General features: G+C 38.2%; 18 protein-coding genes and 3 tRNA genes. 11 read left to right on the top strand and 10 right to left on the bottom strand.

Annotated elements, in window-relative coordinates:
* Positions 1-20: 20 nt before the first annotated feature.
* The 3 genes from OK025_RS26280 to OK025_RS26270 all read right to left on the bottom strand — a co-directional run bounded on the left by OK025_RS26280 (position 21) and on the right by OK025_RS26270 (position 4,095).
* The gene (locus OK025_RS26280; protein ID WP_046671898.1) at positions 21-839 is read right to left on the bottom strand and encodes a UDP-2,3-diacylglucosamine diphosphatase; all 819 of its coding nucleotides are present in this window, start codon (positions 837-839) and stop codon (positions 21-23) included.
* A 423-nt stretch (positions 840-1,262) separates the two neighbouring features.
* The gene (locus OK025_RS26275; protein ID WP_046671899.1) at positions 1,263-2,126 is read right to left on the bottom strand and encodes an N-acetylglucosamine kinase; all 864 of its coding nucleotides are present in this window, start codon (positions 2,124-2,126) and stop codon (positions 1,263-1,265) included.
* A 241-nt stretch (positions 2,127-2,367) separates the two neighbouring features.
* Entirely contained in the window at positions 2,368-4,095 is a 1,728-nt protein-coding gene (locus OK025_RS26270; protein ID WP_317667702.1) for an MFS transporter, read from the bottom strand.
* Positions 4,096-4,397: 302 nt separating this feature from the next.
* Here OK025_RS26270 and rho point away from each other — a divergent pair, with 302 nt between their 5' ends.
* Together rho and pssA are read left to right on the top strand one after the other, a co-directional pair.
* Positions 4,398-5,897: a transcription termination factor Rho gene (gene rho / locus OK025_RS26265; RefSeq protein ID WP_317667701.1), complete on the top strand. Its 1,500-nt coding sequence runs from the start codon at positions 4,398-4,400 to the stop codon at positions 5,895-5,897.
* A 73-nt stretch (positions 5,898-5,970) separates the two neighbouring features.
* Positions 5,971-6,657, top strand: a complete 687-nt coding sequence (gene pssA / locus OK025_RS26260; protein ID WP_248933299.1) for a CDP-diacylglycerol--serine O-phosphatidyltransferase — start codon at positions 5,971-5,973, stop codon at positions 6,655-6,657.
* Here pssA and OK025_RS26255 read toward each other — a convergent pair.
* Both OK025_RS26255 and folK read right to left on the bottom strand, forming a co-directional pair.
* Positions 6,654-6,998 (bottom strand): Hpt domain-containing protein, encoded by a 345-nt coding sequence (locus OK025_RS26255; protein ID WP_317667700.1) that lies wholly within the window; start codon positions 6,996-6,998, stop codon positions 6,654-6,656. The genes pssA and OK025_RS26255 overlap by 4 nt on opposite strands.
* A complete protein-coding gene (gene folK, locus OK025_RS26250; RefSeq protein ID WP_317667699.1) occupies positions 6,979-7,482 on the bottom strand; it encodes a 2-amino-4-hydroxy-6-hydroxymethyldihydropteridine diphosphokinase in 504 nt (167 codons plus the stop codon). Before folK ends, OK025_RS26255 begins: the two co-directional genes overlap by 20 nt.
* A 241-nt stretch (positions 7,483-7,723) precedes the next feature.
* Between folK and sppA the strand changes: the two genes are divergently transcribed.
* The 3 genes from sppA to OK025_RS26235 all read left to right on the top strand — a co-directional run bounded on the left by sppA (position 7,724) and on the right by OK025_RS26235 (position 11,933).
* A complete protein-coding gene (gene sppA, locus OK025_RS26245; protein WP_317667698.1) occupies positions 7,724-9,490 on the top strand; it encodes a signal peptide peptidase SppA in 1,767 nt (588 codons plus the stop codon).
* A 216-nt stretch (positions 9,491-9,706) separates the two neighbouring features.
* Positions 9,707-10,897, top strand: a complete 1,191-nt coding sequence (locus OK025_RS26240; RefSeq protein WP_317667697.1) for a phosphoglycerate kinase — start codon at positions 9,707-9,709, stop codon at positions 10,895-10,897.
* 181 nt (positions 10,898-11,078) lie between these two features.
* Positions 11,079-11,933 (top strand): endonuclease/exonuclease/phosphatase family protein, encoded by an 855-nt coding sequence (locus OK025_RS26235; RefSeq protein WP_317667696.1) that lies wholly within the window; start codon positions 11,079-11,081, stop codon positions 11,931-11,933.
* Here OK025_RS26235 and OK025_RS26230 read toward each other — a convergent pair.
* The gene (locus OK025_RS26230; RefSeq protein ID WP_317667695.1) at positions 11,930-14,617 is read right to left on the bottom strand and encodes a hypothetical protein; all 2,688 of its coding nucleotides are present in this window, start codon (positions 14,615-14,617) and stop codon (positions 11,930-11,932) included. The two genes, OK025_RS26235 and OK025_RS26230, sit on opposite strands and share 4 nt — an antisense overlap.
* An 806-nt stretch (positions 14,618-15,423) precedes the next feature.
* Here OK025_RS26230 and mgtE point away from each other — a divergent pair.
* From mgtE to OK025_RS26205, 5 genes are all read left to right on the top strand, one after another.
* On the top strand, positions 15,424-16,800 hold the full coding sequence (gene mgtE, locus OK025_RS26225) for a magnesium transporter (protein WP_317667694.1): 1,377 nt from the start codon (positions 15,424-15,426) through the stop codon (positions 16,798-16,800).
* 245 nt (positions 16,801-17,045) lie between these two features.
* Positions 17,046-17,119: transfer RNA gene (locus OK025_RS26220), tRNA-Asn, on the top strand.
* Positions 17,120-17,169: 50 nt separating this feature from the next.
* Positions 17,170-17,243 (top strand) — tRNA-Asn (locus OK025_RS26215).
* Positions 17,244-17,331: 88 nt separating this feature from the next.
* Positions 17,332-17,405, top strand: a tRNA-Asn gene (locus tag OK025_RS26210).
* 57 nt (positions 17,406-17,462) lie between these two features.
* Positions 17,463-18,377, top strand: coding sequence for a PfkB family carbohydrate kinase (locus OK025_RS26205; protein ID WP_317667693.1), 915 nt, complete (start codon positions 17,463-17,465; stop codon positions 18,375-18,377).
* Here OK025_RS26205 and OK025_RS26200 read toward each other — a convergent pair whose 3' ends face one another.
* The 3 genes from OK025_RS26200 to murB all read right to left on the bottom strand — a co-directional run bounded on the left by OK025_RS26200 (position 18,378) and on the right by murB (position 20,443).
* Positions 18,378-18,623, bottom strand: coding sequence for a cytochrome b5 domain-containing protein (locus tag OK025_RS26200; RefSeq protein ID WP_317667692.1), 246 nt, complete (start codon positions 18,621-18,623; stop codon positions 18,378-18,380).
* A gap of 31 nt (positions 18,624-18,654) precedes the next feature.
* Entirely contained in the window at positions 18,655-19,164 is a 510-nt protein-coding gene (locus OK025_RS26195; RefSeq protein WP_317667691.1) for an RNA polymerase sigma factor, read from the bottom strand.
* Between the two features lie 262 nt (positions 19,165-19,426).
* Entirely contained in the window at positions 19,427-20,443 is a 1,017-nt protein-coding gene (gene murB / locus OK025_RS26190) for a UDP-N-acetylmuramate dehydrogenase (protein WP_317667690.1), read from the bottom strand.
* Between the two features lie 104 nt (positions 20,444-20,547).
* Between murB and OK025_RS26185 the strand changes: the two genes are divergently transcribed.
* The gene (locus OK025_RS26185; protein WP_317667689.1) at positions 20,548-21,165 is read left to right on the top strand and encodes a TetR/AcrR family transcriptional regulator; all 618 of its coding nucleotides are present in this window, start codon (positions 20,548-20,550) and stop codon (positions 21,163-21,165) included.
* Here OK025_RS26185 and OK025_RS26180 read toward each other — a convergent pair.
* Positions 21,158-22,129 (bottom strand): YpdA family putative bacillithiol disulfide reductase, encoded by a 972-nt coding sequence (locus OK025_RS26180; protein ID WP_317669793.1) that lies wholly within the window; start codon positions 22,127-22,129, stop codon positions 21,158-21,160. The genes OK025_RS26185 and OK025_RS26180 overlap by 8 nt on opposite strands.
* Positions 22,130-22,131: the final 2 nt, after the last annotated feature.

The raw sequence follows: 22,131 nt of genomic DNA, 5'->3' as shown, positions 1-22,131 counted from the left end.
GCAGATCTGCGTTGTGTTCATTAAGATATGACAATCTTTTTAAGATCTTCCAGGCTGAAAAGAGGGATATCGATGATTTTATTCTTCAGGATTTGTTCTTTGTTTTCTTCAAAATAGAACAGCTTCCATTCTCCATTTTTATATTCTAAACTACTGAGGTTTTCAATCCAGTCCCCTGAGTTCATATAGGTACAGGTTCCTTTTCGTGTTATAACTTCTTTGATTTGAGGTTGATGGATGTGTCCACAGATAACGAAATCATAATTTTTTTCAATCGCTAGTTCAGTAGCTGTATGTTCAAAATCCGATATATACTTGACGGCTTTTTTAACAGAGTTTTTGATCTTTTTAGAGAGAGAATATTTCTCCTTACCCATTTTATCCAGGCAGTAATTAATGATATTATTGAGCTGTATAAGTTTGTCATAGCCCCATCCACCCAGCTTGGCCAACCATTTAGAATGATGAATGGATGCGTCGAAAACGTCTCCATGAAAGATCCATACTTTTTGATTATTGAGTGAGAGAAGTAGTTTATTGCTCAGCTTGATATTACCTAATTTTAGATCGGTAAATTTGCGCAGCATTTCATCGTGGTTGCCCGTGATGTAATGCACCTCTGTGCCCGAAGAGCTCATGTCAATGATTTTTTTGATGACTTTGAGATGTTCCTGTGGGAAATAACTTTTTTTAAATTGCCAAATGTCTACGATGTCTCCATTGAGTATCAGTATTTTGGGAGATACGGACTCTAGGTAAAGTAAAAGCTCTTTAGCTCTACTACCGTAGGTACCTAGGTGTAAATCTGAGATTACAAGTATATCAAGGCTTCTTTTCATTTGCAATAAATTTGTTTATTCATCTATGTCTACAAAGATGTCTCGACCTTTGTTGATTTTGTTGTTTGTCCCGCTGTTGAGGACTATAGTTCACCTTTGACGGATTTGCCTGAAATGAATCGATCATGAGCGGTCTATTTTACCGTTTTTTGTATTATTGTATGCCACGATTTTTCATTCAATAAATCTGTTATCTTCTTTTACAAAAAAAGGATACTTTTATTTTGTACCGATGAAATTCCTGTTATTAAATCATTAAAATGTCTTGTAAAACGGTATGAATTAGTTTATTGGAAATTAATATTGGCAAGGGATTTTCATGGAGGAGACGACCACAAGGTCAAGAGCGTGGGGGAAAAGCAACAAAAAAGGTATCCAATTTTATTGAATACCTTTCATTATGTTAAAGATTATTTTTCTTTTTTATTTGGCAGTTGCTGCCGCTCTATCGATGTGGAATTGTACTAAATCGTCGATAGGAGAACGTAAGATCTTGCCTACTTTCATTCCATATTGCTCAGCTTTTTCAGCCAAAACATTTCTGAAATTATAACCTACCGAACCAATACAGTTGAAAGTATAGCTTTGATAATTAGGGTATTTGCTAACAAGGTTTCTGAAAAATGCTTCAAAAGCTTCATCAACGATATTACGTGTATATTCGATATTTACGTTGTTGTCATAGACAAATTTGCTAAAGCTAGCACAAAAACGATTTGGCATAGGTTTGGTATAAACCGCGTCCATAATTTCGTCTTTTGTCATTTTATACGTGTTATAGAATACTTCTTTAACATCTTTAGGCATCAAATTACGAACATAGTCTGCCAATAATTTTTTACCAATATAACTACCAGAACCTTCATCACCTAAAATGTAAGCACCTGAGTCGATGTTTAATGTGATTTCTTTGCCATCATAGAGACAAGAGTTTGTTCCTGTTCCTAAGATCGCAGCAAATCCGGCTTGAGTTCCTAATAATGCTCTTGCTGCTGCAAGAAGATCGTGTCCTACTTCAACTTCAGCTGTAGTAAATACTTGTTTTAAGGCATCAACTACAATTTGTGCCTTTTCCTTGTTATGAACACCTGCACCATAATAGTTTACTTCTGAGATTTTTTCAAAAGGTAAATCTTGCGGTAGTCCTTTTTTTAGGGAGTTTACAATGTATTCACTATCAACAAAATAAGGGTTGTATCCTTCTGTGTTGAAGTAGATTTTTTTATTCGAATCGTCTAACAAACACCAGTTTGTTTTTGTTGATCCCCCGTCAGCAATGATTATCATTATTGAGTAGTTTTAATTGTGTTTATCGTTATAAAATGAGTAATCAATTCATTAATCAATTCCCCGAAAATACATTTTTTAATTTTAAATATCATAATTTATCCGCGTATTTTTCAAAAAATAAATTTTTGTAGTTTGGTGACTATATAAAAAAACTGGCTTAACGATATTGTTAAGCCAGTTTTTGAGCTGTGTAATAAAATTGTTTAAATAGTGTACTATTTACAATTAGTGAGGGGTATTAATGGCCCCCTTCGGCCTCTATTTCGTCAATATTGATTCCTTGTTTTGTTAATATTCCCTTAACAAATATCGCAAAGAAAACAACATAACAGAATCCGATTAATGGTAGAATATACGAGTTATGGATGCCGATAATATCCGCTAATTTTCCTTGAATCGGAGGAAGAACACCACCACCAAGAATCATCATGACAAGAAATGCCGAACCTTGAGCGGTATATTTACCTAAACCTACAATCGATAAACTGAAAATCGAGGACCACATAATTGAACATGCAAGACCGCCTGATAAGAAAGCGTAGATTGCAATAGTACCCGATGAGAATAGGCCAATTAACATCGCTATGATTCCAAATAATCCGAAAATAATCAATGTACGAGCAGGTTTTTCTTTACTTAGATAGAATGCTACAATTTGAAGAAGAATACATACTACGTAATAATAGAGATGTGACATTTCAAATCCTGCAAGCGTATTTACTCCGATGATAATGGAGAATGCAATCAGAGGAACGATAATCAATAATCCATTTTTAGTCGATTTACTCAAGTTAAAGGCCGTAATGGCACCGGCCCAACGACCAATCATCATACTCCCCCAATACATAGATACATAAGGTGTAATTTGCGATGATTGCAAATGACCAAATTCCTTCAATGTCAATAATTCCCCGAGGTTACTACCGATAGCAACTTCGATACCGACGTAGATAAATAGGGCGAGCATACCCAAAGCCAATTGTGGATATTTCATTGCACCCCAGCCTTCTGGATTTTTTTGTGCACTCTTATTGGAGAATAATAAACCGCCGATCACAACCACCAATGCTCCGGCCAACCATAGCATACGTTGCATTTCGAGTGGTTTGGCCACTTCTTTAATGTGCAATTTGAGTTGGTCAATCTGAACCTGATCCGTTAAACTTGAAACCTGTTTATGTAACTGCTCTACCTGCAAGGCTAAATCGCTCTTATAGCTTAGAAAAACCGGTGTGAACATACCAAAAAGTAGTACGGTCATAATGATCAATGTACGTAAAGCTTTATTAGCCTTTTCCATTGGTTCATCACTAATGCCAGCAGGAACTTTTTTACTGAAATTAAATAATGCTGCAGCAAGTAGGAACAATAGACCAACACCTATGTAAAGATAAACAACCTTGTTTAAAGGAAGGTTAGCGATCTCGGAGTCAGAAATAGGCTCAAAAGTTCCGAATAAGGAAAATCCGATAACAAGAGGTCCTATTGTTGTACCAAATGAGTTGATACCACCACCTAGGTTCACACGGGAAGCACCCGTTTTCGGATCGCCCAATAAAACGGCAAATGGATTTGCTGCAGTCTGTTGTAATGAAAAACCAAGGGCTACAACGAATAATCCCAACAACATACCAACATATAAGTTTACTTCGACAGCAACAATCATGGCTGCTGCACCCAAGGCCGAGAAAAGTAAACCGTAAACGATACTCTTTTTATATCCCCATTTTCCAACCAGGTCCTTTCCTCCGATTGAACTGAAAATAAATAGTAGCAATGCACCAATATAATAGGCTGTATAAAAAGCAAAGTCTATTAACTGGGATTGAAACTGGTCTAAATGAAAGTAATTTTTGCAGAACGGTATAAAAACACTGTTCCCTGCCGCAATGAACCCCCAAAAGAAAAACACAATAATCAATGTGTAGAGTGCGGGGTAATTGGTTTTAGTTTGTTGCTGTTCCATATAAGGGATCTAAAAACTTAAATTTTGAAAGGTACGAACTTATGAAAAAAAATATAAAATTCAATCTAAAAATGTTGTTAAATCGTTTTACTAGCTACAATAGTAAATATTTTTTTTGAAATATTTTGAAATAACAAAATTTGTTTTTTTCTTTGTCTAGGTTCTCAATATTTAATCCACTTCGGGTTTAAAAGAAATCATTAAGTTCTTCATTACATTTAATCATGGAAACTTGTTTAAGTGTGTAATCAGAATTCAGAAAAAAGCTCAAAAAAAATCCAAAAATCATACACAACACATTAATGGATATTAACGAATTAAACGCTAAACTCGTATCGGAATTGCGCGAGATTGCTAAGTTGATCGGTATCGCAGATGCTGATAAATTGCGTAAACAAGAATTAATCGAAAGAATTAGCAATACTGGTGGGGAAGAGGAAGCAGCTCCAGCGCCAGCTGAAAAAGCAGCTAAAGTAGAGGAAGATAACCAGGAACATGCTGAACGTACACGTAAACGTGTGCGGACCGTAAAGACTGCGGAACCTGTCACGGTAAGAAAACGTGAAGTTTCTGAGCAAGAGGAAACCCCGGTTGCAACCGAAGACACACCATCAGCAGATAAAGGTCCCCAACCTGAAAAAGCAACACAAACTCCTAAAGCAGAAAACACTTCTTCAAGTACAGATTTCGATAATGTGATCGTTAATGAGGGTGTATTGGAGATCATGCCTGATGGTTACGGCTTCTTACGTTCATCAGATTATAACTATTTGACTTCTCCTGATGATATTTATGTATCACAATCTCAGATCAAATTATTTGGTTTGAAAACTGGTGATACGGTACGTGGTAGTATTCGTCCTCCTAAAGAGGGTGAAAAATACTTTCCTTTGGTAAGGGTTGAAGCTATCAATGGGCAAAATCCTGCTGAGGTACGGGATCGTGTGCCATTTGATTATTTGACACCATTATTCCCTGATGAGCGTTTAAATTTGGATATGGGTGTTGGAAACTATTCGACACGTATCATGGATTTATTCACGCCAATAGGTAAAGGTCAACGTGGGTTAATCGTTGCTCAACCGAAAACGGGTAAAACAAACTTGTTGAAAGAGGTTGCAAATGCTATTGCAAAGAATCACCCAGAAGTTTATTTGATTATCTTATTAATTGATGAGCGTCCTGAGGAGGTTACTGATATGGCGAGAAGTGTGCGCGCTGAAGTTGTTTCTTCAACATTTGATGAGCCGGCTGACCGCCACGTGAAAATCGCTAATATCGTGCTTGAGAAAGCGAAACGTATGGTAGAGTGTGGACATGATGTCGTTATTTTGTTAGACTCAATCACAAGATTGGCTCGTGCATATAACACAGTTGCGCCTGCGTCAGGTAAAATTTTGTCAGGTGGTGTGGACGCTAACGCTTTACATAAGCCGAAACGTTTCTTTGGTGCCGCACGGAATATCGAAAACGGTGGTTCATTGACAATTTTAGCAACAGCATTAACAGATACAGGTTCTAAAATGGATGAAGTTATCTTTGAAGAATTCAAAGGTACAGGTAATATGGAATTACAGTTGGATCGTAAGTTGGCGAACAAACGTATCTTCCCTGCGATCGATATCACAGCTTCCAGTACACGTCGCGATGATCTATTGACTGACAAAGAAACATTACAACGTATTTGGGTACTTCGTAATCACTTATCTGATATGAATTCTACAGAGGCCATGGAATTTTTACAAGGTCAATTGCGTGGAACTAAATCAAATGAAGAATTTTTGATCAGTATGAATGGGTAATCCCATCAAATTTTGATATTTTAGCCATCATTTTAATCGAATGATGGCTTTTTTTATAAAATAGATCCTGTAAATGAAAAAACATATCCCAAATCTACTGACTTGCCTAAATTTATTTAGTGGCTGTATCGCTGTATTGATGGCATTGCAAGGCAATATTCAAGTGGTTACTATTTGTGTCTTTGCGTCCGGGATATTCGATTTTTTTGACGGAATGGTGGCGCGGCTTCTTCATGTTAAATCACCAATCGGAAAAGAGCTTGATTCGTTGGCCGATATGGTCAGTTTCGGTTTTTTACCCGGGACAATTATGTTTACTTTATTGACAAAGGTGTTTCCTGATGGCTCTCTGTTGCCTTATCTAGGGTTTATCATTACTGTTTTCTCGGCCTTACGTTTAGCAAAGTTTAACCTGGATGAGCGTCAAACTTCTGATTTCATTGGCTTGAATACGCCAATGAATACATTTTATGTACTTTCACTGCCTTATATTGCAGACAAGTACCCGCAATTGGTTTTAAATCCGATTGTATTAATCGTTAGTATTCTTCTAACCAGTTATCTATTGGTGAGTGAAATTAGGTTGTTTTCGATGAAATTTAGTTCGATGGACTGGAAAACGAATAAGTTTCGCTTTATATTTTTGATCATGACGTTGATCTTGTTTGTTGTTGGTCAATTTATGGCTTTACCGATTATTTTAGTTTTATATTTCCTATTATCGGCATTGCATTTCAATAAAAAAAACGATCTGGTTTAGATCGTTTTTTCATATTGTTCCAATTCAAACAGGAGCTCTTTCATTTCGATATCTATAATATCGAAGGTGGCCTGAAGGCCCTCGAGAGACTCTTCATTTTTTGCATTGGTCTCTAATTCCTCAAATTTTTCTTTTAAGTGAAAGGCACCGATATAGTCCATTGTCGGTTTGATATGATGGGCTGTATCACCAATCTTTTGAAGATCACCTTCAGCTACCGCGTGTCGGAGCTTGTCGAGATCCACAGGTGTTTGGATAAGATACATGGATACAAATTGTTTGATTAATTCGTGGTTGTCAAACATGTTTTGGCGGATCAGTTCAATGTCGATATGGTTCATCGTCGCTAATTTTCTTTACGGGTAAGTCGTCTTTGCATTTATCCAATAAATATACGTTATTTTTTTTGTAAACGGGATGGATATAGCCCGGAGCTATTTCTACCAATGGTTCGAGTGTGAACTTCCGTTCGGCGATATAAGGGTGTGGGATCTGCAGTGCGGGCAAGTCGATGATTTCCTGATTAAAGTAGAGTATATCGATGTCAATTACTCTTTCACCCCATTTTTTTATGCGGATACGTCCTAATTCCTGTTCGATATGTTGTGTTAGATTTAAACATGCCGAAGGCTGTAACTCGGACGCTACTAAAACGACCTGATTCAAAAAGGCTGGTTGGTCCTCAACTCCCCAGGCCGCTGTTTCATAAATCGAAGAAACTTCAATAATTTCTCCAACGTGTGTTTCAAGTTGTTTTCTCGCTAGATCAAGCTGTTGAAAACGGTCTCCGAGGTTAGTGCCCAAAAGTATATAAATCTTATTCATAATGCTAAATTAAGCTTTTGGGGAACTTAGTTGTTTGAATTTCGGCTATTTCTTTGGATTTAGGGTATTGATGATCTTTGGATAGGTAGATTTCTTTCAGGCTAGGCTCCTTAATTTCGCGAATAAAATGTGGTGTAGATGAAATAAAAGACTGGGTGAATAAAAAATATTGCCTTACCTTTAGTGAAAAATAGGTCTTTCTCTTGGAAGATATCTTATGGATCGGATTTAATTACAAAATATGAAATCATTTTTTAAGTACGTACTGGCAACAATTACGGGGATTGTGATCTCTTTTGTTGTGTTGTTTATTGTTTTGATGGGGATAATTGGGGCGATTATCAGCTCGGCGTCCTCTGATCAGGAGATTGTTGTTAAAAGCAACTCGGTTTTATACCTATCTTTTGATTATGATATTACAGAGCGAAGTGAAGCGAATCCTTTGGGTAGTCTTAATCTTCCAGGTTATTCTACTAAAAATATTGGGTTGGACGATATTTTGGCGAGGATCAAGTATGCAGCTACGGATGGGAATATTAAAGGGATCTATTTAGATGCTAGTCATATCGGAGTTGGTTTTGCGAGCTTAAAGGAAGTCAGGGACGAACTTTTGGCCTTTAAGAAAACCGGCAAATTTGTTGTTGCTTATAATGCCGGGTATGACCAAAAGGCCTATTATGTAGCGAGCATCGCTGATAAAGTATATGTTAATCCACAAGGAACGATTGATTTCAGAGGCTTGGCAAGTTCTACGATGTTCTATAAAGACCTCTTGGATAAGGTTGGAGTAGAGATGCAGATTGTGAAGGTAGGTACATTTAAAAGTGCTGTTGAACCTTACTTTTTGAATAAAATGAGTGATCCCAATCGTTTGCAGGTAACATCATATTTGGGAAGTATATACAGTACTTTTATTAATGAAATAGCAGCGAGCAGAAATATTGCTGCCGATTCATTACGGGCTATAGCAAATGACTATCGCGTTCGGGATGCGGACGATGCGGTTAAATATAAGCTTGCGGATGCCAAGCTGTATAAAGACGAACTTTTGTCAGACTTGAGAAAACGTTTGAAAATTTCGGAAAAAGATGAAATATCGTTTGTTTCTCTACTGGATTATAATAAAAAGGTAAAAGACGATGCGAGTGGATCTGAAGTCGCAGTTCTTTATGCTGCTGGAGAAATTGTTGACGGTGAGGGTACTGGACCTGGCCAAATCGGCGGTGATAAATTCTCCCGCGAACTACGAAAATTAAGAGAAGATGATGCAGTCAAAGCTGTTGTTTTGCGTGTTAATTCACCGGGAGGGTCTGCTTTGGCTTCAGATATTATTTGGCGGGAAGTTATCTTGACCAAGAAAGTGAAGCCTGTCATCGTTTCCATGGGAGATTTAGCTGCATCGGGAGGGTACTATATCTCAGCGGCAGCGGATTCGATATTTGCCGAACCTACTACGATTACAGGATCTATTGGCGTATTTGGCGTGATTCCTAATTTCCAAAATCTGATGAACAATAAGATTGGAGTACATTACGATGGTGTAAAAACGGGTAAGTTTGCGGATTTGATGACTTCTTTTGATCGCCCGTTGACAGCGGAAGAAAGGGATATCATCCAGCGGGAAGTTGATAAAGTATATGGTACATTTACGAAAGTTGTTGCAGACGGCCGTAAATTATCCATTGCTGATGTTGATAGTATTGGGCAGGGAAGAGTTTGGACCGGTGCGCAAGGATTGAATAATAAATTGGTTGACCGTCTCGGAAACTTGGATGCCGCTATTCAGGCTGCCGCTAAAAAGGCCAACTTGAGCAAATACAAGGTGTCCCAGTATCCGGAGAAAGAGGATCCTTTTACCTCAATATTGAATAATTCAAAAGAAAAAGTCCAAGTTTGGGTTGCAAAAGAGCAAATGGGCGAATACTATCGTTATTTTGATGTCATGAAAAAAGCTACAGCACAGACGGGTGTGCAGGCGAGATTGCCTTATAGCGTTGAGATTCACTAGCAATTGATTCGCAAAGGGAGTCCAATCGTCGGATGGTTGTAGATTATTATGGTTTATCACGATGGAGGTAATTCTTACGTTGTGTGACGAGTAGTTCGATCCAAGGTAAGAATTGCCATTAATAAATAATTATTTCCAATGAAAGCAAATGCTTTTTTTTATATTTAGCTGTTCGTTTGACAAAACGACCTAATCCCAAATCAATAAAGTTACATAATGAAAACAGTAGACGATTTAAATTTTGCAGGTAAAAAAGCCTTGGTACGTGTGGATTTCAACGTGCCTTTGGATGAAAATTTCAATATTACGGATGATAATCGTATCCAGGGAGCGGCTCCTACAATAAAGAAGATTTTGAATGATGGTGGAAGCGTGATATTGATGTCCCACTTAGGAAGGCCAAAAGATGGTCCTACTGATAAGTATTCATTAAAACATATTGTTGCTCATCTTTCGCAGGTTTTAGGTACTGATGTTCAGTTTGCCAATGATTGTATCGGTGCAGAGGCTGTAGAAAAGGCTGCAGCTTTACAAGCTGGCCAGGTTTTATTGCTTGAAAACCTTCGCTTCTATAAAGAAGAAGAAAAGGGAGATGCTGAGTTTGCAGAGAAGTTGTCCAAATTGGGAAATGTCTATGTAAACGATGCTTTCGGTACAGCGCACAGAGCTCATGCTTCGACAGCAATTGTAGCACAATTCTTCCCAGGGGCTAAATATAGCGGTTACCTGATGGCAGCTGAGGTCGGAAATGCGGAGAAAGTATTGAATAATCCGGTTAGACCTTTTACGGCTATTATGGGAGGTGCGAAAGTTTCTGATAAAATTCAGCTAATTGAGGCCTTATTGGATAAAGTTGACAATCTTTTGATTGGTGGAGGCATGGCTTATACGTTTATCAAAGCTAGAGGCGGTGAAATTGGTCAATCATTGGTTGAGATCGATAAACTTGATTTAGCGAATGAGTTGGTAAAAAAAGCGAAGGAAAAAGGTGTTAACCTGGTTATTCCTACGGATGCTCAGATTGCAGACGCATTTTCAAACGATGCCAATGTATATGATGGACCAAATGATCAAATTCCGGCAGATTTGCAAGGTCTTGATATCGGGCAGGAGTCTGCAGCAAATTTCGCAGCGATCATCAAAAATTCTAAGACAGTTCTTTGGAATGGTCCGATGGGTGTTTTTGAATTTGATACCTTTGCTAAGGGTACCAAAGCTGTGGCTGATGCTGTTGTAGAAGCAACGAAGAATGGTGCGTTCTCTTTAATAGGAGGGGGGGATTCTGCTGCTGCGGTAAGTAAATTTGGTATGTCTGAGGATGTAAGTTACGTCAGTACCGGTGGTGGTGCGCTTTTGGAATACATGGAAGGAAAAGTTCTTCCAGGGGTGAAGGCACTTGAAGATTAATATAATTCAAATTTTTAGAAAAGGGACAACGATATGTTGTCCCTTTTTTATTAAAAAAGATCTGTATTATGTACTAAACTATTGATGTAATGTCAGATTAAATCAATTATCTGGTAAATGTTTGTGTAGTACTGGTGAGTTTTTATTGTATTTGCTAAATTTATCATGACATGGGTTATATATGCAGATATTGATGGATGCTAATAAGAGTAAAGAAAAAGGTAGTTCTGGTTTTTTTTCGGTACTGACGTATAATGTCGCGGGCTTGCCCGGGATTATTTCTTCTGCGATTACAGGTAGAAGTAGAAGTATTGCTGAAATTGGAAAGAAGATCAATCCTTTTGATATTGTTAATGTACAGGAGGATTTCAATTATAATAGAAGTTTATATTGGGGTGGGAATTCACATCCCTATCGCACGAAAACCAAGGGACGTGTTCCCTTTGGTGATGGTCTCAATACCTTGTCTCATTTTCCAATGACCGATGTTGTTCGTGTGCCCTGGAAGAAACGTACGGGAGCAGATTTTCTAACACCGAAGGGCTTTACCTTAGTTCAGGTAGAAATCGTTCCTGAAGTCTGGTTGGATGTTTATAACGTTCATGCGAATGCGCAGAATAGCAGGAAAGCTTCAAGCGCACGTCGAGATAATCTCAATCAGTTACGTGATTATATCGGGGAACATTCGAGCGATAAGCCGCTTATTGTCATGGGTGACTTTAATGCCCATTATAGTTTTTGTGATGATAACCTGCATGATTTTATGGATTCCACAGCTTTGGTTGACAGCTGGGTTGAGCTCGAAAATGGAGGTTTAGTGCCAGAGGTGCGACATGAGTTTAAGCCTCCACATATGTTGTCTATCGGTAATCAAAGCGAATCTATCGATAAGATTCTTTACCGGAGCAGCAGTCACCTAAGTCTTGCTGCCCGGGATTATAATATAGAAAATAACCTATTCACCAATATGAAAGGGCTGCCTCTGTCGGATCATTATGCCTTGGCACTGAATTTTAACTGGGCTATTCATCCCTAATAAGTGTAGTTTAAACTGAATGTTGGAACAACACGTTGCGTTGCCGTGTTGTCATTGATATAGCTGCCCTTAACGACGAATTCGAAATCTGGAAGTGGGTATCTGAATGCATTGAAATCAAGCGATAGATAGGCTCCAAAACTTTTTGGTGAAATCTCCCTGTGTTTGTGTATGTTTTGATAATCGGCAAATATTCCACCTTTTACGCGTTTAATATAAGCTAAGGATCCTAAACCAAGGTCGGGATAAGCTATGGGGAAACGATAGTTGACCAATACCGTGTTTTTTATTTTTTCATATTTGTAGTAGCTGAATCCACTCACTAAAGGGATATCGTTGATATATTGATAAATTCCTGATCCTGTTTGGGCACTCAGTCTGATTTGAAAGCCGTGATTGCTCATGAATCCAGGTAGATAAAATACTGTTCGTGCTGATAAAATTTCACCTTTTGCATTGTTTTCGAAGGGGGTATGCCGATAGGTGACGCTAAAATTTTGCCCCCATCTTGGGTAGAGATCCATACTGGCCATACGCGCATTGCGATTGAGGTAAAGCTGATATGTTAATGGAAATGCAGTCTCGTAATTAAAGTTTTTGACATCTGTTCGGCTAAGATCATAGCGCCTTAGATAAGCTGTTGCGAGGTTGAATCCAGTGGAATAGACGTAGTCTCTTCTGTAAAAGGAGAGTGGGATGGAGATCTGTGAGGATATATAATGCTCGCGCCAGTCGAAGCGGATGCTACTGTCTGGTTTATTAGGGATGCTTGCTGCTGCGATTTGCCCTCTGTTTTCATAACGTAATGAGAATTTTGGGAAGTACTTGTTGTAGGTCAGTTCTGCCGAGTATACTCCTTTTCGAATGTCGGTGTCATATTCATATCCCAGTGCAATTTGTGTGGTGTTTAAGATATTGTTTGATAACCAGAAGACGCCGGGTTTAAAATTGTCGAAACTTTCAAAATTACTGCTGCTTAACGAAAGGCTATGAAAATTGAACGTTCTACCTAGCCCACTATAAGGAACAATTTGGTAGTGTTGGCTTGTGTCTCCTGCGATGGAAGCAATGTTTTTTATGCTGTCTTTCGTTAATGCTGTGCTATAGTAATGCGAAAAATAATCTGTTTCGGGACGGATATCAAATGTTGTGTCTATGGATGTTTGGGCGATTTTGTAACCATTGTATTGGTAATCGTTAAAGAATAATTGCCTTGTATCCTTGTCGTAAAAAGGGTTGAAGGCGCCAAACTGTGCCTTTGTCACTAGCTGTTTTTTACCAGATAAGCGATCAATAGTGTAGATATTATCGATACCATTGAAGTTAGCTTTTGTGATGATCTTCATACCTGAAAGGTATTGTGGCCTTTCATATTGTTGGTTACCCCATGGTGTTAGGTTGGAGATTTTGTTATTATTCAAGTCAATTTCACATAGGGCAGTTCCAGATTGGGACAAACGTATGCCAATTATTTTATCTCCTTCGGCGTTGAAAGCCGGATGTTGGAGCTGTTCAGCGTTGCCTATTTTAATCCGTTTGATGACAGTGTTGTTTTTAAGGCTTATAAGCGTCAGATAGCTATCGTTGGATAAATCTACCTCTACACAGGCGATGGTTTCGTCTAGTGGGCTAAAAATAGGTGAATAATATCTCGTCTGTTTGCTGAGCTGGTTAATTTTCCCTGTTTTGAGATTCATGATATTGATGACGCTGTATGTTCTCTTGTTGAAACGTGGATCTTTATGAAGCTCATCCCATACGATGTAATTGCTGTTTACGTCAAAATGTGGCGTCAACTGTATGCCGGTTTTGACGAGCCTATTTTCTGTGTTTGTTGCCGTATCATAGGCGTAAATTGCATTGGTCTTTTGTGGATTCTGTTTAATAAAATAGATTAGACCATTCTTATGTTTCGGCAATAAATTGCTGTTGTAATAATTGTTGTTTTTTCTGTTTATTTCTGTGTACTTCTGGTATTGATAATCGCTTGTTTTTTTAGTCCATATGGCATCTAAATTTGCTATTGTTTTGTTGTATAAATAGGCACTATTTCCACCTATTTTTTTCTTTAAAACGCGATTGATATTATAGGGGTATAGCGGTTTTTTGTTAAGCTCTGAAAAGAGGTCGGCTTCATAATTCGAGGGTAATTCTGATTTTAAAGTGGAGGTCATCAGATAGCCGATTGTATAGTAACTCGGGACAATATCTTTATAGGATCCCAGTAAATATTTATTAAAACTATAGTTGTGATTCGATTGAAAGTTTGCTTTGATTGGCATTTCAAAAGCGGGTAATCTTCCTCTTCCTCCTTCCGAATATATCGTTTCAGTTAGCGTTGCATCCCCTTCGAAATACCAAGAAGGGACGGTCAGTCCATAGTAGGCTAGGGCTAATTGTTCAAAAAATGGGGCGCGTAGTTTTCCTGTCAATTTGTCAAATTGACTTACGTGTCTTGACTCATGCAGGATCAAATTGGGTAGCCAGGTCTGATTGTCTGGCTCTGCTCCGGCGGTGCTGTACAGTTCAGATTTACGTGGAGACAGCTGTACAAAACCATTCGTTTGTAGATTCGTGTTATGGATAATGAATGGAATTTTCCGTGGTGTTATTTTGTAATTTCTAGAAGTTGTACGCAGCGATCGGTTAACCTGGTCAGCTAGGGTAGGGGCCTTGCTCTTCATTTCTTCGGGGAAAATAAGTTGAAAATTTTTGGTTTCAATCTTATACCATTTTTGACTTAAAGGGGCTTGGCTGTCTTCAAAAAATTGAGCGGAACTTTTTTGTGAATATATTATTAATGACAATAATGATAATGTGTTGATAATTATGTTTTTATGTCTCATTAATTTCCGTATATTGTGTGTTTGCTATTTTTTTTAGTTTTATTAACGTCTTTTTTGTAAACTTTAAGTTTCTATAAATGTTTTTTAAATACTGAATAGCAATTTGTTATGAATTTATTGTTTCTCGCTTTTTATTGCTTTTTTTTATTCAAAAAGATATCTGAAATGTCAGGTAAGTCTGATTTGGAGCCCTTGATTGAACAGGTTAAAGCATACGACGAATATACTTAAATAATTGGCGATTCTAGGGATAATGTCAGGAAAATATGTTTGCTTTTTTTATAGAAAAATCTTGCCGTTATGGAGGGTTGATTTTGATGATATGTTCACGGAATAGCAATTAGAGGTTTGATCTGTTTTAAGAAAGTGCATTGATAAGGAGGTGATGAGTAGTCTCGTTCTTTTCGGAGTTTGGAACTGTAGGTAATGATGCGGAGACATTTTTTTTCTTTATTTTTTATTGATGACAAAATGTCTTGTTTTAATTTTGGATATTGGAAGATAAGTGCTTTGTTTATTCCAATTGATGTGATAGATAATAGGTTTTTATTATTTATTTTTTTATGCAGAATTTACTTTAAAAAAGCGATTTTTGTAACGTATAAATTTTATGTAGATGTAGGCTTTTTAAATCGATAGGAGATATGGAAGAACTGGAAATGCAGGTGAATCAAATAGAGCAATTGATAGCAAGTGGAGATCTTGATGGGCTGGAAGAATTTTTGAATGAATTAAATATTTCCGAAGTTGAGGAGCTGATAGATGAGTTGCCCGAACATGGTTCACTATTTATAGAATCGTTAAATTTGAATCGCGCAGTCAACGTTTTTCGTATCCTTGATTTTCCTACTCAAAACAGGATTTTTAAGAAGCTTTCTAAAGCGAAAATTAGTGCTCTAATTAACGAGTTGCCACCTGACGATCGGACCTCATTTTTTTCAGAAATGAAGGATGATATTAAGCATTTAATTTTATTGTTACCGCCCAAAGATCGTGTTGAAGCCTTGGCGTTGTTGGGCTATCCAGAAGACAGTGTTGGGCGTCTGATGACTCCTGATTATATTACTGTAAAAGAGCATTGGAGCATTGAACGGATATTGGGACATATCCGACGTTACGGAAGGGATTCGGAGACGATCGATGTATTGTATGTGATTGATGGCAACGGGAAGCTGGTTGACGATATTCGGATTAAAGATGTGCTGATGGCTGAGCCAGATACTGTGGTTGGTGAACTGATCGATCATCGTCTGATATCGCTAAATGCTTACGACCCACAAGAGGAAGCGATCAATATTTTTCGGATGAATAATCGGGTGGCCCTGCCTGTTGTTGATGAGCAAGGGGTAATGTTGGGGATAGTAACTGTCGATGATATTCTTTGGGTAGCAAACGAGGAGTACACGGAAGATATGCAACGTATCGGGGGAACGGAGGCTTTGGATGAGCCTTATCTGGATGTGTCGATTAAGAACTTGGTGAAAAAAAGAGCCGGTTGGCTTATTGTGTTATTTCTCGGGCAACTTTTGACAGCGACGGTTATTGAACACTTTGAGGAGCAAATGGCGAGTGCAATAATGTTGTTTGCGCTGATGCCTGTTATTATTTCAAGTGGCGGTAACAGTGGTTCGCAAGCTTCAACATTGATTATTCAGGCGATGGCCTTGGGGGAAGTTACGCTAGGCGACTGGTGGCGGGTGATGCGAAGGGAGATCATATCGGGTTTGTTATTGGGGCTTATTTTGGGAACGCTGGGATTTATACGGATTATGGCCTGGCAATCTTTCGCGCATAGCTATGGGGAATACTGGGTATTGGTTGCATTGGTGATTTCCTTATCCCTAGTTGGTGTTGTGCTCTGGGGATCTTTGATGGGTTCTATGTTGCCTTTTGTGATGAAACGGCTTGGGGCTGATCCTGCAAGTTCTTCGGCGCCCTTTGTGTCGACATTGGTCGATGTGACAGGCTTGCTGATCTATTTTAGTGTCGCGACGCTGATTTTGAAAGGTGTATTGCTTTAGCTATCGATTTTAGGCTATTGTCGATTGGTTAGATGATAGGCATTGTATATAAAAAAAAGGATTATGTTGGTTTAGGCGCTCAAAAACGGTTTTTGTGGAGGTGGAAGAAAAATAAAATTAAATTATTCTAATTGGAATTTAGGAAGTTGTAAAAAATGTGCTCAAAAAATTTGTAGTATTCTAATAATCTTCCGATACTTGCATCACGGAAACGCGATAGGGTCTCCGGGAAAATTGAAAAACACTCCTGAATAGCTCAGCAGGTTAGAGCATCTGACTGTTAATCAGAGGGTCGCTGGTTCGAGCCCAGCTTCAGGAGCAATTTAATAACTTACATAACCGGGGTTTTTAAAATATTCAATTTTTCATTCCTGAATAGCTCAGCCGGTTAGAGCATCTGACTGTTAATCAGAGGGTCGCTGGTTCGAGCCCAGCTTCAGGAGCAACAATGCAAATATTTTATTTGCAAATAATATTAAAATGTACTACTTTTGTACACTCTATGAGAAAGGAATTTCTCGAAAAATAAATTCCTGAATAGCTCAGCAGGTTAGAGCATCTGACTGTTAATCAGAGGGTCGCTGGTTCGAGCCCAGCTTCAGGAGCAATATTGAAACCGGCTTTACGCCGGTTTTTTTGTTTACCATGCTTATTAAAAAACTATGAGTTTAGTAATTATTGGTACGGTGGCCTTCGATACAATAGAAACGCCGTTCGGTAAAACTGACAAAATTCTAGGTGGTGCCGGTACATTTGCTAGTTTGGCGGCATCATATCTATGTGATCAAATCAAGTTGGTCAGCGTTGTTGGGGAGGATTTTGGAGACGACAATCTTGATCTTATCAAGAAACGCGGCATAGATGTGACGGGTGTTCAGGTGATCACCGGGGGACAAACTTTTTCTTGGTCGGGAAGGTATCATAATGACATGAATAGTCGTGATACATTGGCGACAGACTTAAATGTATTAGCTGATTTCGATCCAATTATCCCGGAGAGCTACCAGGATTGTGAATATCTTCTTTTGGGTAATCTTACACCTCAAATACAATTAACAACGTTGGAGCGCTTGGTGCACAAACCTAAGCTGGTTGTTCTGGATACCATGAACTACTGGATGAATGTTGCCATGGACGATTTAAGGAAGGTGCTTCTAAAAATTGATGTATTGGCTATAAATGATTCTGAGGCAAGGCAACTGTCAGGGGAGTATTCTCTGGTTAAAGCTGCAAAAGTCATTTTAGCAATGGGACCTAAATATTTAATTATCAAAAAAGGAGAGCATGGCGCGCTTCTTTTCGGAGAGAACCAGATTTTTTCTGCTCCGGCACTACCGTTAGCGGATGTGTTTGATCCAACCGGTGCGGGTGATTCTTTTGCGGGAGGTTTTATCGGCTATCTTGCCAAAGTAAAAAGTATAAACTTTACAAACATGAAGAATGCATTGATTTTTGGCTCTGCGCTAGCTTCGTTCTGTGTAGAGAAATTTGGAACAGATCGTTTGGTTGATCTGACCCAAGAGGACATACAAAAGCGTTTGAACGCTTTTGTTGCCCTATCTCAGTTTAATTTATAATCATTGATCTTTCAGTTTTCCGACGATCTGAAATTTTGAAAATACAGATGCTGAATGAGGGGCTTCTTGGAGCTCCTCAGTTAGATTTTGTCCGGCCCAATGCTCGTAATGCATTCCGTTTTTCCACAGTCTACTTTCGCTGACATCATAAATAAATCCGCTATAGGCGACCCAAATCTGTGGTTTGTCCTGACCGTTACGTAAAGCCAGTTGGCTTTTGCTGTATTCTGGTAATTCTTCTGCCATTCGTAATTGTAAAAAGGCGAAGATAGGAAAACTAGGCTACTTTATATGCCGATAGTGATCTTTTCATTAATTTTCGAGCGACATGAATTCTCGTTTTTACCGTTCCAATGGGAATGTTTAAGTGTTCGGATATCTCGTGGTATTTAAACCCCTCGTAGTATAGCGAAAACGGGATGTAATATTCTTCCGAAAGACTGGATAAAGCTTCATGGATGTCTTCCATGACAAATTTGCTTTCGCCCTGATTGGAAGAAGCGGATAATAGGAGGTTAGAATTAGAAATATCCTCGTCTTTCGTAATGAAAGAGTTGGTTTTCACAATACGTCTATAGTTATTAATAAACGTGTTTTTCATGATGGTGTAAAGCCATCCTTTCAAATTGGTTCCTTCTTTGAAATTTTTAAAATAGGTTACAGCTTTCAGGATGGTATCCTGAACGAGATCGTTGGCATCTTCGTAGTCGCTGGTAAAATTTCTGGCGTAGAGTTTTAATGAGTCCGATTGCTCAATAACCATGGTGTCAAATTCATTCTTTGTCATAGCTTAATGAATTATAACTGTTCTTTTTACAAAACAGTACGTTTATAAAATGCGGTTCATTAAGTATGAGGCAAATAATGCGCCAAAAATGGTAAAATTCGATTTGTTAATATAATTTTAAGATTATTTTAAGAAGGGCAAACGTGTGCGTAAACTAACTTTAAGTAAATAAAATTAGCTCAAAGTGATGATTAGCCAAGGTGAGAGCTGTTTTTATATTGCTTTCATATTTAAAAAAAGTATTTTTACTTTTTTTAAATCTTTACAGTAAATTAACCTCACGCTCTAGCTTTATGCCAAATTTGTTGGTTACATCCCTTATAATTTGTTCCGATAGATTATAAATTTCCTGTCCTGTAGCGTTTTGTCTATTTATTAGTACAAGTGCCTGATTTTTCCATACACCTGCTTGTCCATATTCTTTTCCTTTCCAACCGCATTGTTCTATTAACCATCCAGCAGCCAATTTTGTTTCATTATTAGGCATAGGATAATGCGGTATTATAGGATATTTTTTCTGAAGCGGCTCAAAAATGGATGCAGTAACGACCGGGTTTTTAAAGAAACTCCCGGCATTACCAACTGTACTTGGGTCAGGAAGTTTTTCTACACGGATTTTAGATACAATGGTTGCGATATCTGCAATGCTTGGATTCGTTATATTTTCTTTGGCAAGTTCGGCTTCTATTGCACCGTAAGTCGTATTGATATGCGGGATTCTGCTCAGTTTATAGGTTACCTGTGTAATAATAAACCTTCCTTTGTGTTCCGTTTTGAAAATGCTATCCCGATAGGAAAAATTGCAATCTTCTTTCTTGAATGTCGCAAAAATGCCAGAATGTGTATCGAAAGCTTGGCATTCGTGAAAAACATACATTAACTCGGTACCGTATGCACCGATGTTTTGCACAGGAGAAGCACCAACAGTGCCGGGAATTAGGGCCATGTTTTCAATGCCAGCATAATTATGTTCAATACAATGCCAAACGAAGTCATTCCAGATCTCTCCAGCTTGCGCTGTGACATAGACATCGTCCCCATCTATTCTTGATTGTATACCCTTGCTGTTCATTCGAATAATATAGCCTTCGAATGCTTTGGTGAAAAGGACATTGCTACCAGCTCCAAGAACGAAAAAGTTCTCTTTAAAAATATTGTTTTTAAAAATTTCGGTCAATGTTTCATTGTCATTCACTTCGATTAGAAAATTTGTCTTTTCGTCTATTCCAAACGTGTTGAACGGTTTTAAAGATATATTCGATTGAATGTTTAATTTCATATTGACTTTAGTTTTCAGAAATTCAAAAAAATCAGCTATCTTTAGCATGATAATCGGTAAAGATAGTATAAACCGTTTATTTAACGATAAAAAATATATGTTTAATGGGTAATGCAGATGTAAAAAGAATCAAAATTCTAGAAGCTGCGACAAGGCGCTTTGCACATTTTGGAATGGCTAAGACAACGATGTCGGAAATAGCCAAAGATCTCAATTTTTCAAAAGCATTGCTGTATTATTATTTTCCGGATAAGAATAGTTTATATTCTGCTGTTTTCGAATATGTTATTGATAAAATGATCGAGGACATTGAAGAAGTCATTGGAAGAGGCGGGGATTTTGAGGAGATTATGATGTATTCCATTGATATGCGTGTCAAGATTATCAACCAGTATTATAATTTATTCGAATACACCATGAAAATGGTGAAAGAGCTTCCGGATGAGTTGGAGCAGGTATTTAAAGAATCCTATCTACGGGAAGTAGAAATTATCGAGAAGATTCTCCAGATTGGTATTGACGCTGGCGAGATACGGGTTGAAGATATCAATGAAACTGCGCGGATCCTTCTGTATTCACTATTCGGTATGCGTATGGGCATATTAAAGGATATGAAAAAAATGTTGTTCCCAACAAAAGAAGAATTCGATCATATTCTCAGTTTACAGAAGAAAATGATGAAAATCTTCTTAAATGGTTTACGTTTTCAGCTCGTTAAGTAAGTGTCGAGCGAATGTGTCCGATTATCTGTTTGGCATGAATCCGTGAATTTTCAATAAACCAAAGGTGGGTATTTAAGCCCCCGCAAACGACCCCTGCTAAATATATTCCGGCAATATTTGTCTCCATTGTTTCTTCGTTATGGCTAGGAATGCAAGGCGCCTCCTCGGGAATATCAATTCCGATCTTTTTCAAGAAATCAAAATTTGGGCGATAGCCGGTTAGGGCTAGCACAAAGTCGTTTTGAAGTTCGACCATGCCATTGGGTGTTTGGATACGGGCAGTAGTTGCGGTAACTTCTGTTAAGTGGCTATTATAGTACACATCGATTTCACCAGCGGCTATTCGATTTTCAATATCAGGTTTTACCCAATATTTTACCCGGCGGCTGATTTCACTACCACGGATCACCAAAGAAACACGGGCTCCTTTTCGATAAGTTTCGAGTGCAGCATCAATGGATGAATTGCTGGCGCCCACAACGATTACGTTTTGGCTGCTGTAGTAATGCGGATCATCGTAGTAGTGTCTAACTTTAGGAAGTTCTTCCCCTGGAATATTAAGCAACATCGGGATGTCATAAAAACCTGTAGCGATGATGACTTTTTTGGTCAAATATGTGCTTTTGCTGCTGTAGACCATAAATTCAGTGCCTTCATTCTTGATTTCAAGTACTTCATCGAATAGGTGTGTATCTAGTGCGAACTTTTGCTGTATTCGTCTGTAATATTCCAATGCCTCCATACGTTTTGGCTTAGGGTTGGTCGTAACAAAGGGTATATCACCAATTTCTAATCTTTCGGATGAGGAGAAGAAGGTCATATTTTGCGGGTAATTATATAGTGAATTAACCAAACAGCCCTTTTCAAGAATAAGATAGCTTAAATTCGCTTCTTTAGCTTCTAAGGCACAGGCTAAGCCAATTGGCCCGCCACCAACTATAATCAGGTCGTACCGTGTTATCATAT

The sequence above is a fragment of the Sphingobacterium sp. UGAL515B_05 genome (assembly GCF_033097525.1).
Classification (GTDB): domain Bacteria; phylum Bacteroidota; class Bacteroidia; order Sphingobacteriales; family Sphingobacteriaceae; genus Sphingobacterium.
Note: the sequence above shows the minus strand (reverse complement) of the source record. Positions and strands in the feature narration are given on the sequence as shown.

Bases quoted from the DNA above. Each gene is read 5' to 3' on its own strand.
- OK025_RS26205 (WP_317667693.1), top strand. From the start codon at position 17,463: ATGAGTTTAGTAATTATTGGTACGGTGGCCTTCGATACAATAGAAACG.
- OK025_RS26195 (WP_317667691.1), bottom strand. From the start codon at position 19,164: ATGACAAAGAATGAATTTGACACCATGGTTATTGAGCAATCGGACTCA.
- OK025_RS26235 (WP_317667696.1), top strand. From the start codon at position 11,079: ATGCAGATATTGATGGATGCTAATAAGAGTAAAGAAAAAGGTAGTTCT.
- murB (WP_317667690.1), bottom strand. From the start codon at position 20,443: ATGAAATTAAACATTCAATCGAATATATCTTTAAAACCGTTCAACACG.
- OK025_RS26240 (WP_317667697.1), top strand. From the start codon at position 9,707: ATGAAAACAGTAGACGATTTAAATTTTGCAGGTAAAAAAGCCTTGGTA.
- OK025_RS26275 (WP_046671899.1), bottom strand. From the start codon at position 2,126: ATGATAATCATTGCTGACGGGGGATCAACAAAAACAAACTGGTGTTTG.
- OK025_RS26255 (WP_317667700.1), bottom strand. From the start codon at position 6,998: ATGAACCATATCGACATTGAACTGATCCGCCAAAACATGTTTGACAAC.
- OK025_RS26270 (WP_317667702.1), bottom strand. From the start codon at position 4,095: ATGGAACAGCAACAAACTAAAACCAATTACCCCGCACTCTACACATTG.
- OK025_RS26180 (WP_317669793.1), bottom strand. From the start codon at position 22,129: ATGATAACACGGTACGACCTGATTATAGTTGGTGGCGGGCCAATTGGC.
- OK025_RS26185 (WP_317667689.1), top strand. From the start codon at position 20,548: ATGGGTAATGCAGATGTAAAAAGAATCAAAATTCTAGAAGCTGCGACA.
- mgtE (WP_317667694.1), top strand. From the start codon at position 15,424: ATGGAAGAACTGGAAATGCAGGTGAATCAAATAGAGCAATTGATAGCA.
- OK025_RS26200 (WP_317667692.1), bottom strand. From the start codon at position 18,623: ATGGCAGAAGAATTACCAGAATACAGCAAAAGCCAACTGGCTTTACGT.
- folK (WP_317667699.1), bottom strand. From the start codon at position 7,482: ATGAATAAGATTTATATACTTTTGGGCACTAACCTCGGAGACCGTTTT.
- OK025_RS26280 (WP_046671898.1), bottom strand. From the start codon at position 839: ATGAAAAGAAGCCTTGATATACTTGTAATCTCAGATTTACACCTAGGT.
- OK025_RS26230 (WP_317667695.1), bottom strand. From the start codon at position 14,617: ATGAAGAGCAAGGCCCCTACCCTAGCTGACCAGGTTAACCGATCGCTG.
- sppA (WP_317667698.1), top strand. From the start codon at position 7,724: ATGAAATCATTTTTTAAGTACGTACTGGCAACAATTACGGGGATTGTG.
- rho (WP_317667701.1), top strand. From the start codon at position 4,398: ATGGATATTAACGAATTAAACGCTAAACTCGTATCGGAATTGCGCGAG.
- pssA (WP_248933299.1), top strand. From the start codon at position 5,971: ATGAAAAAACATATCCCAAATCTACTGACTTGCCTAAATTTATTTAGT.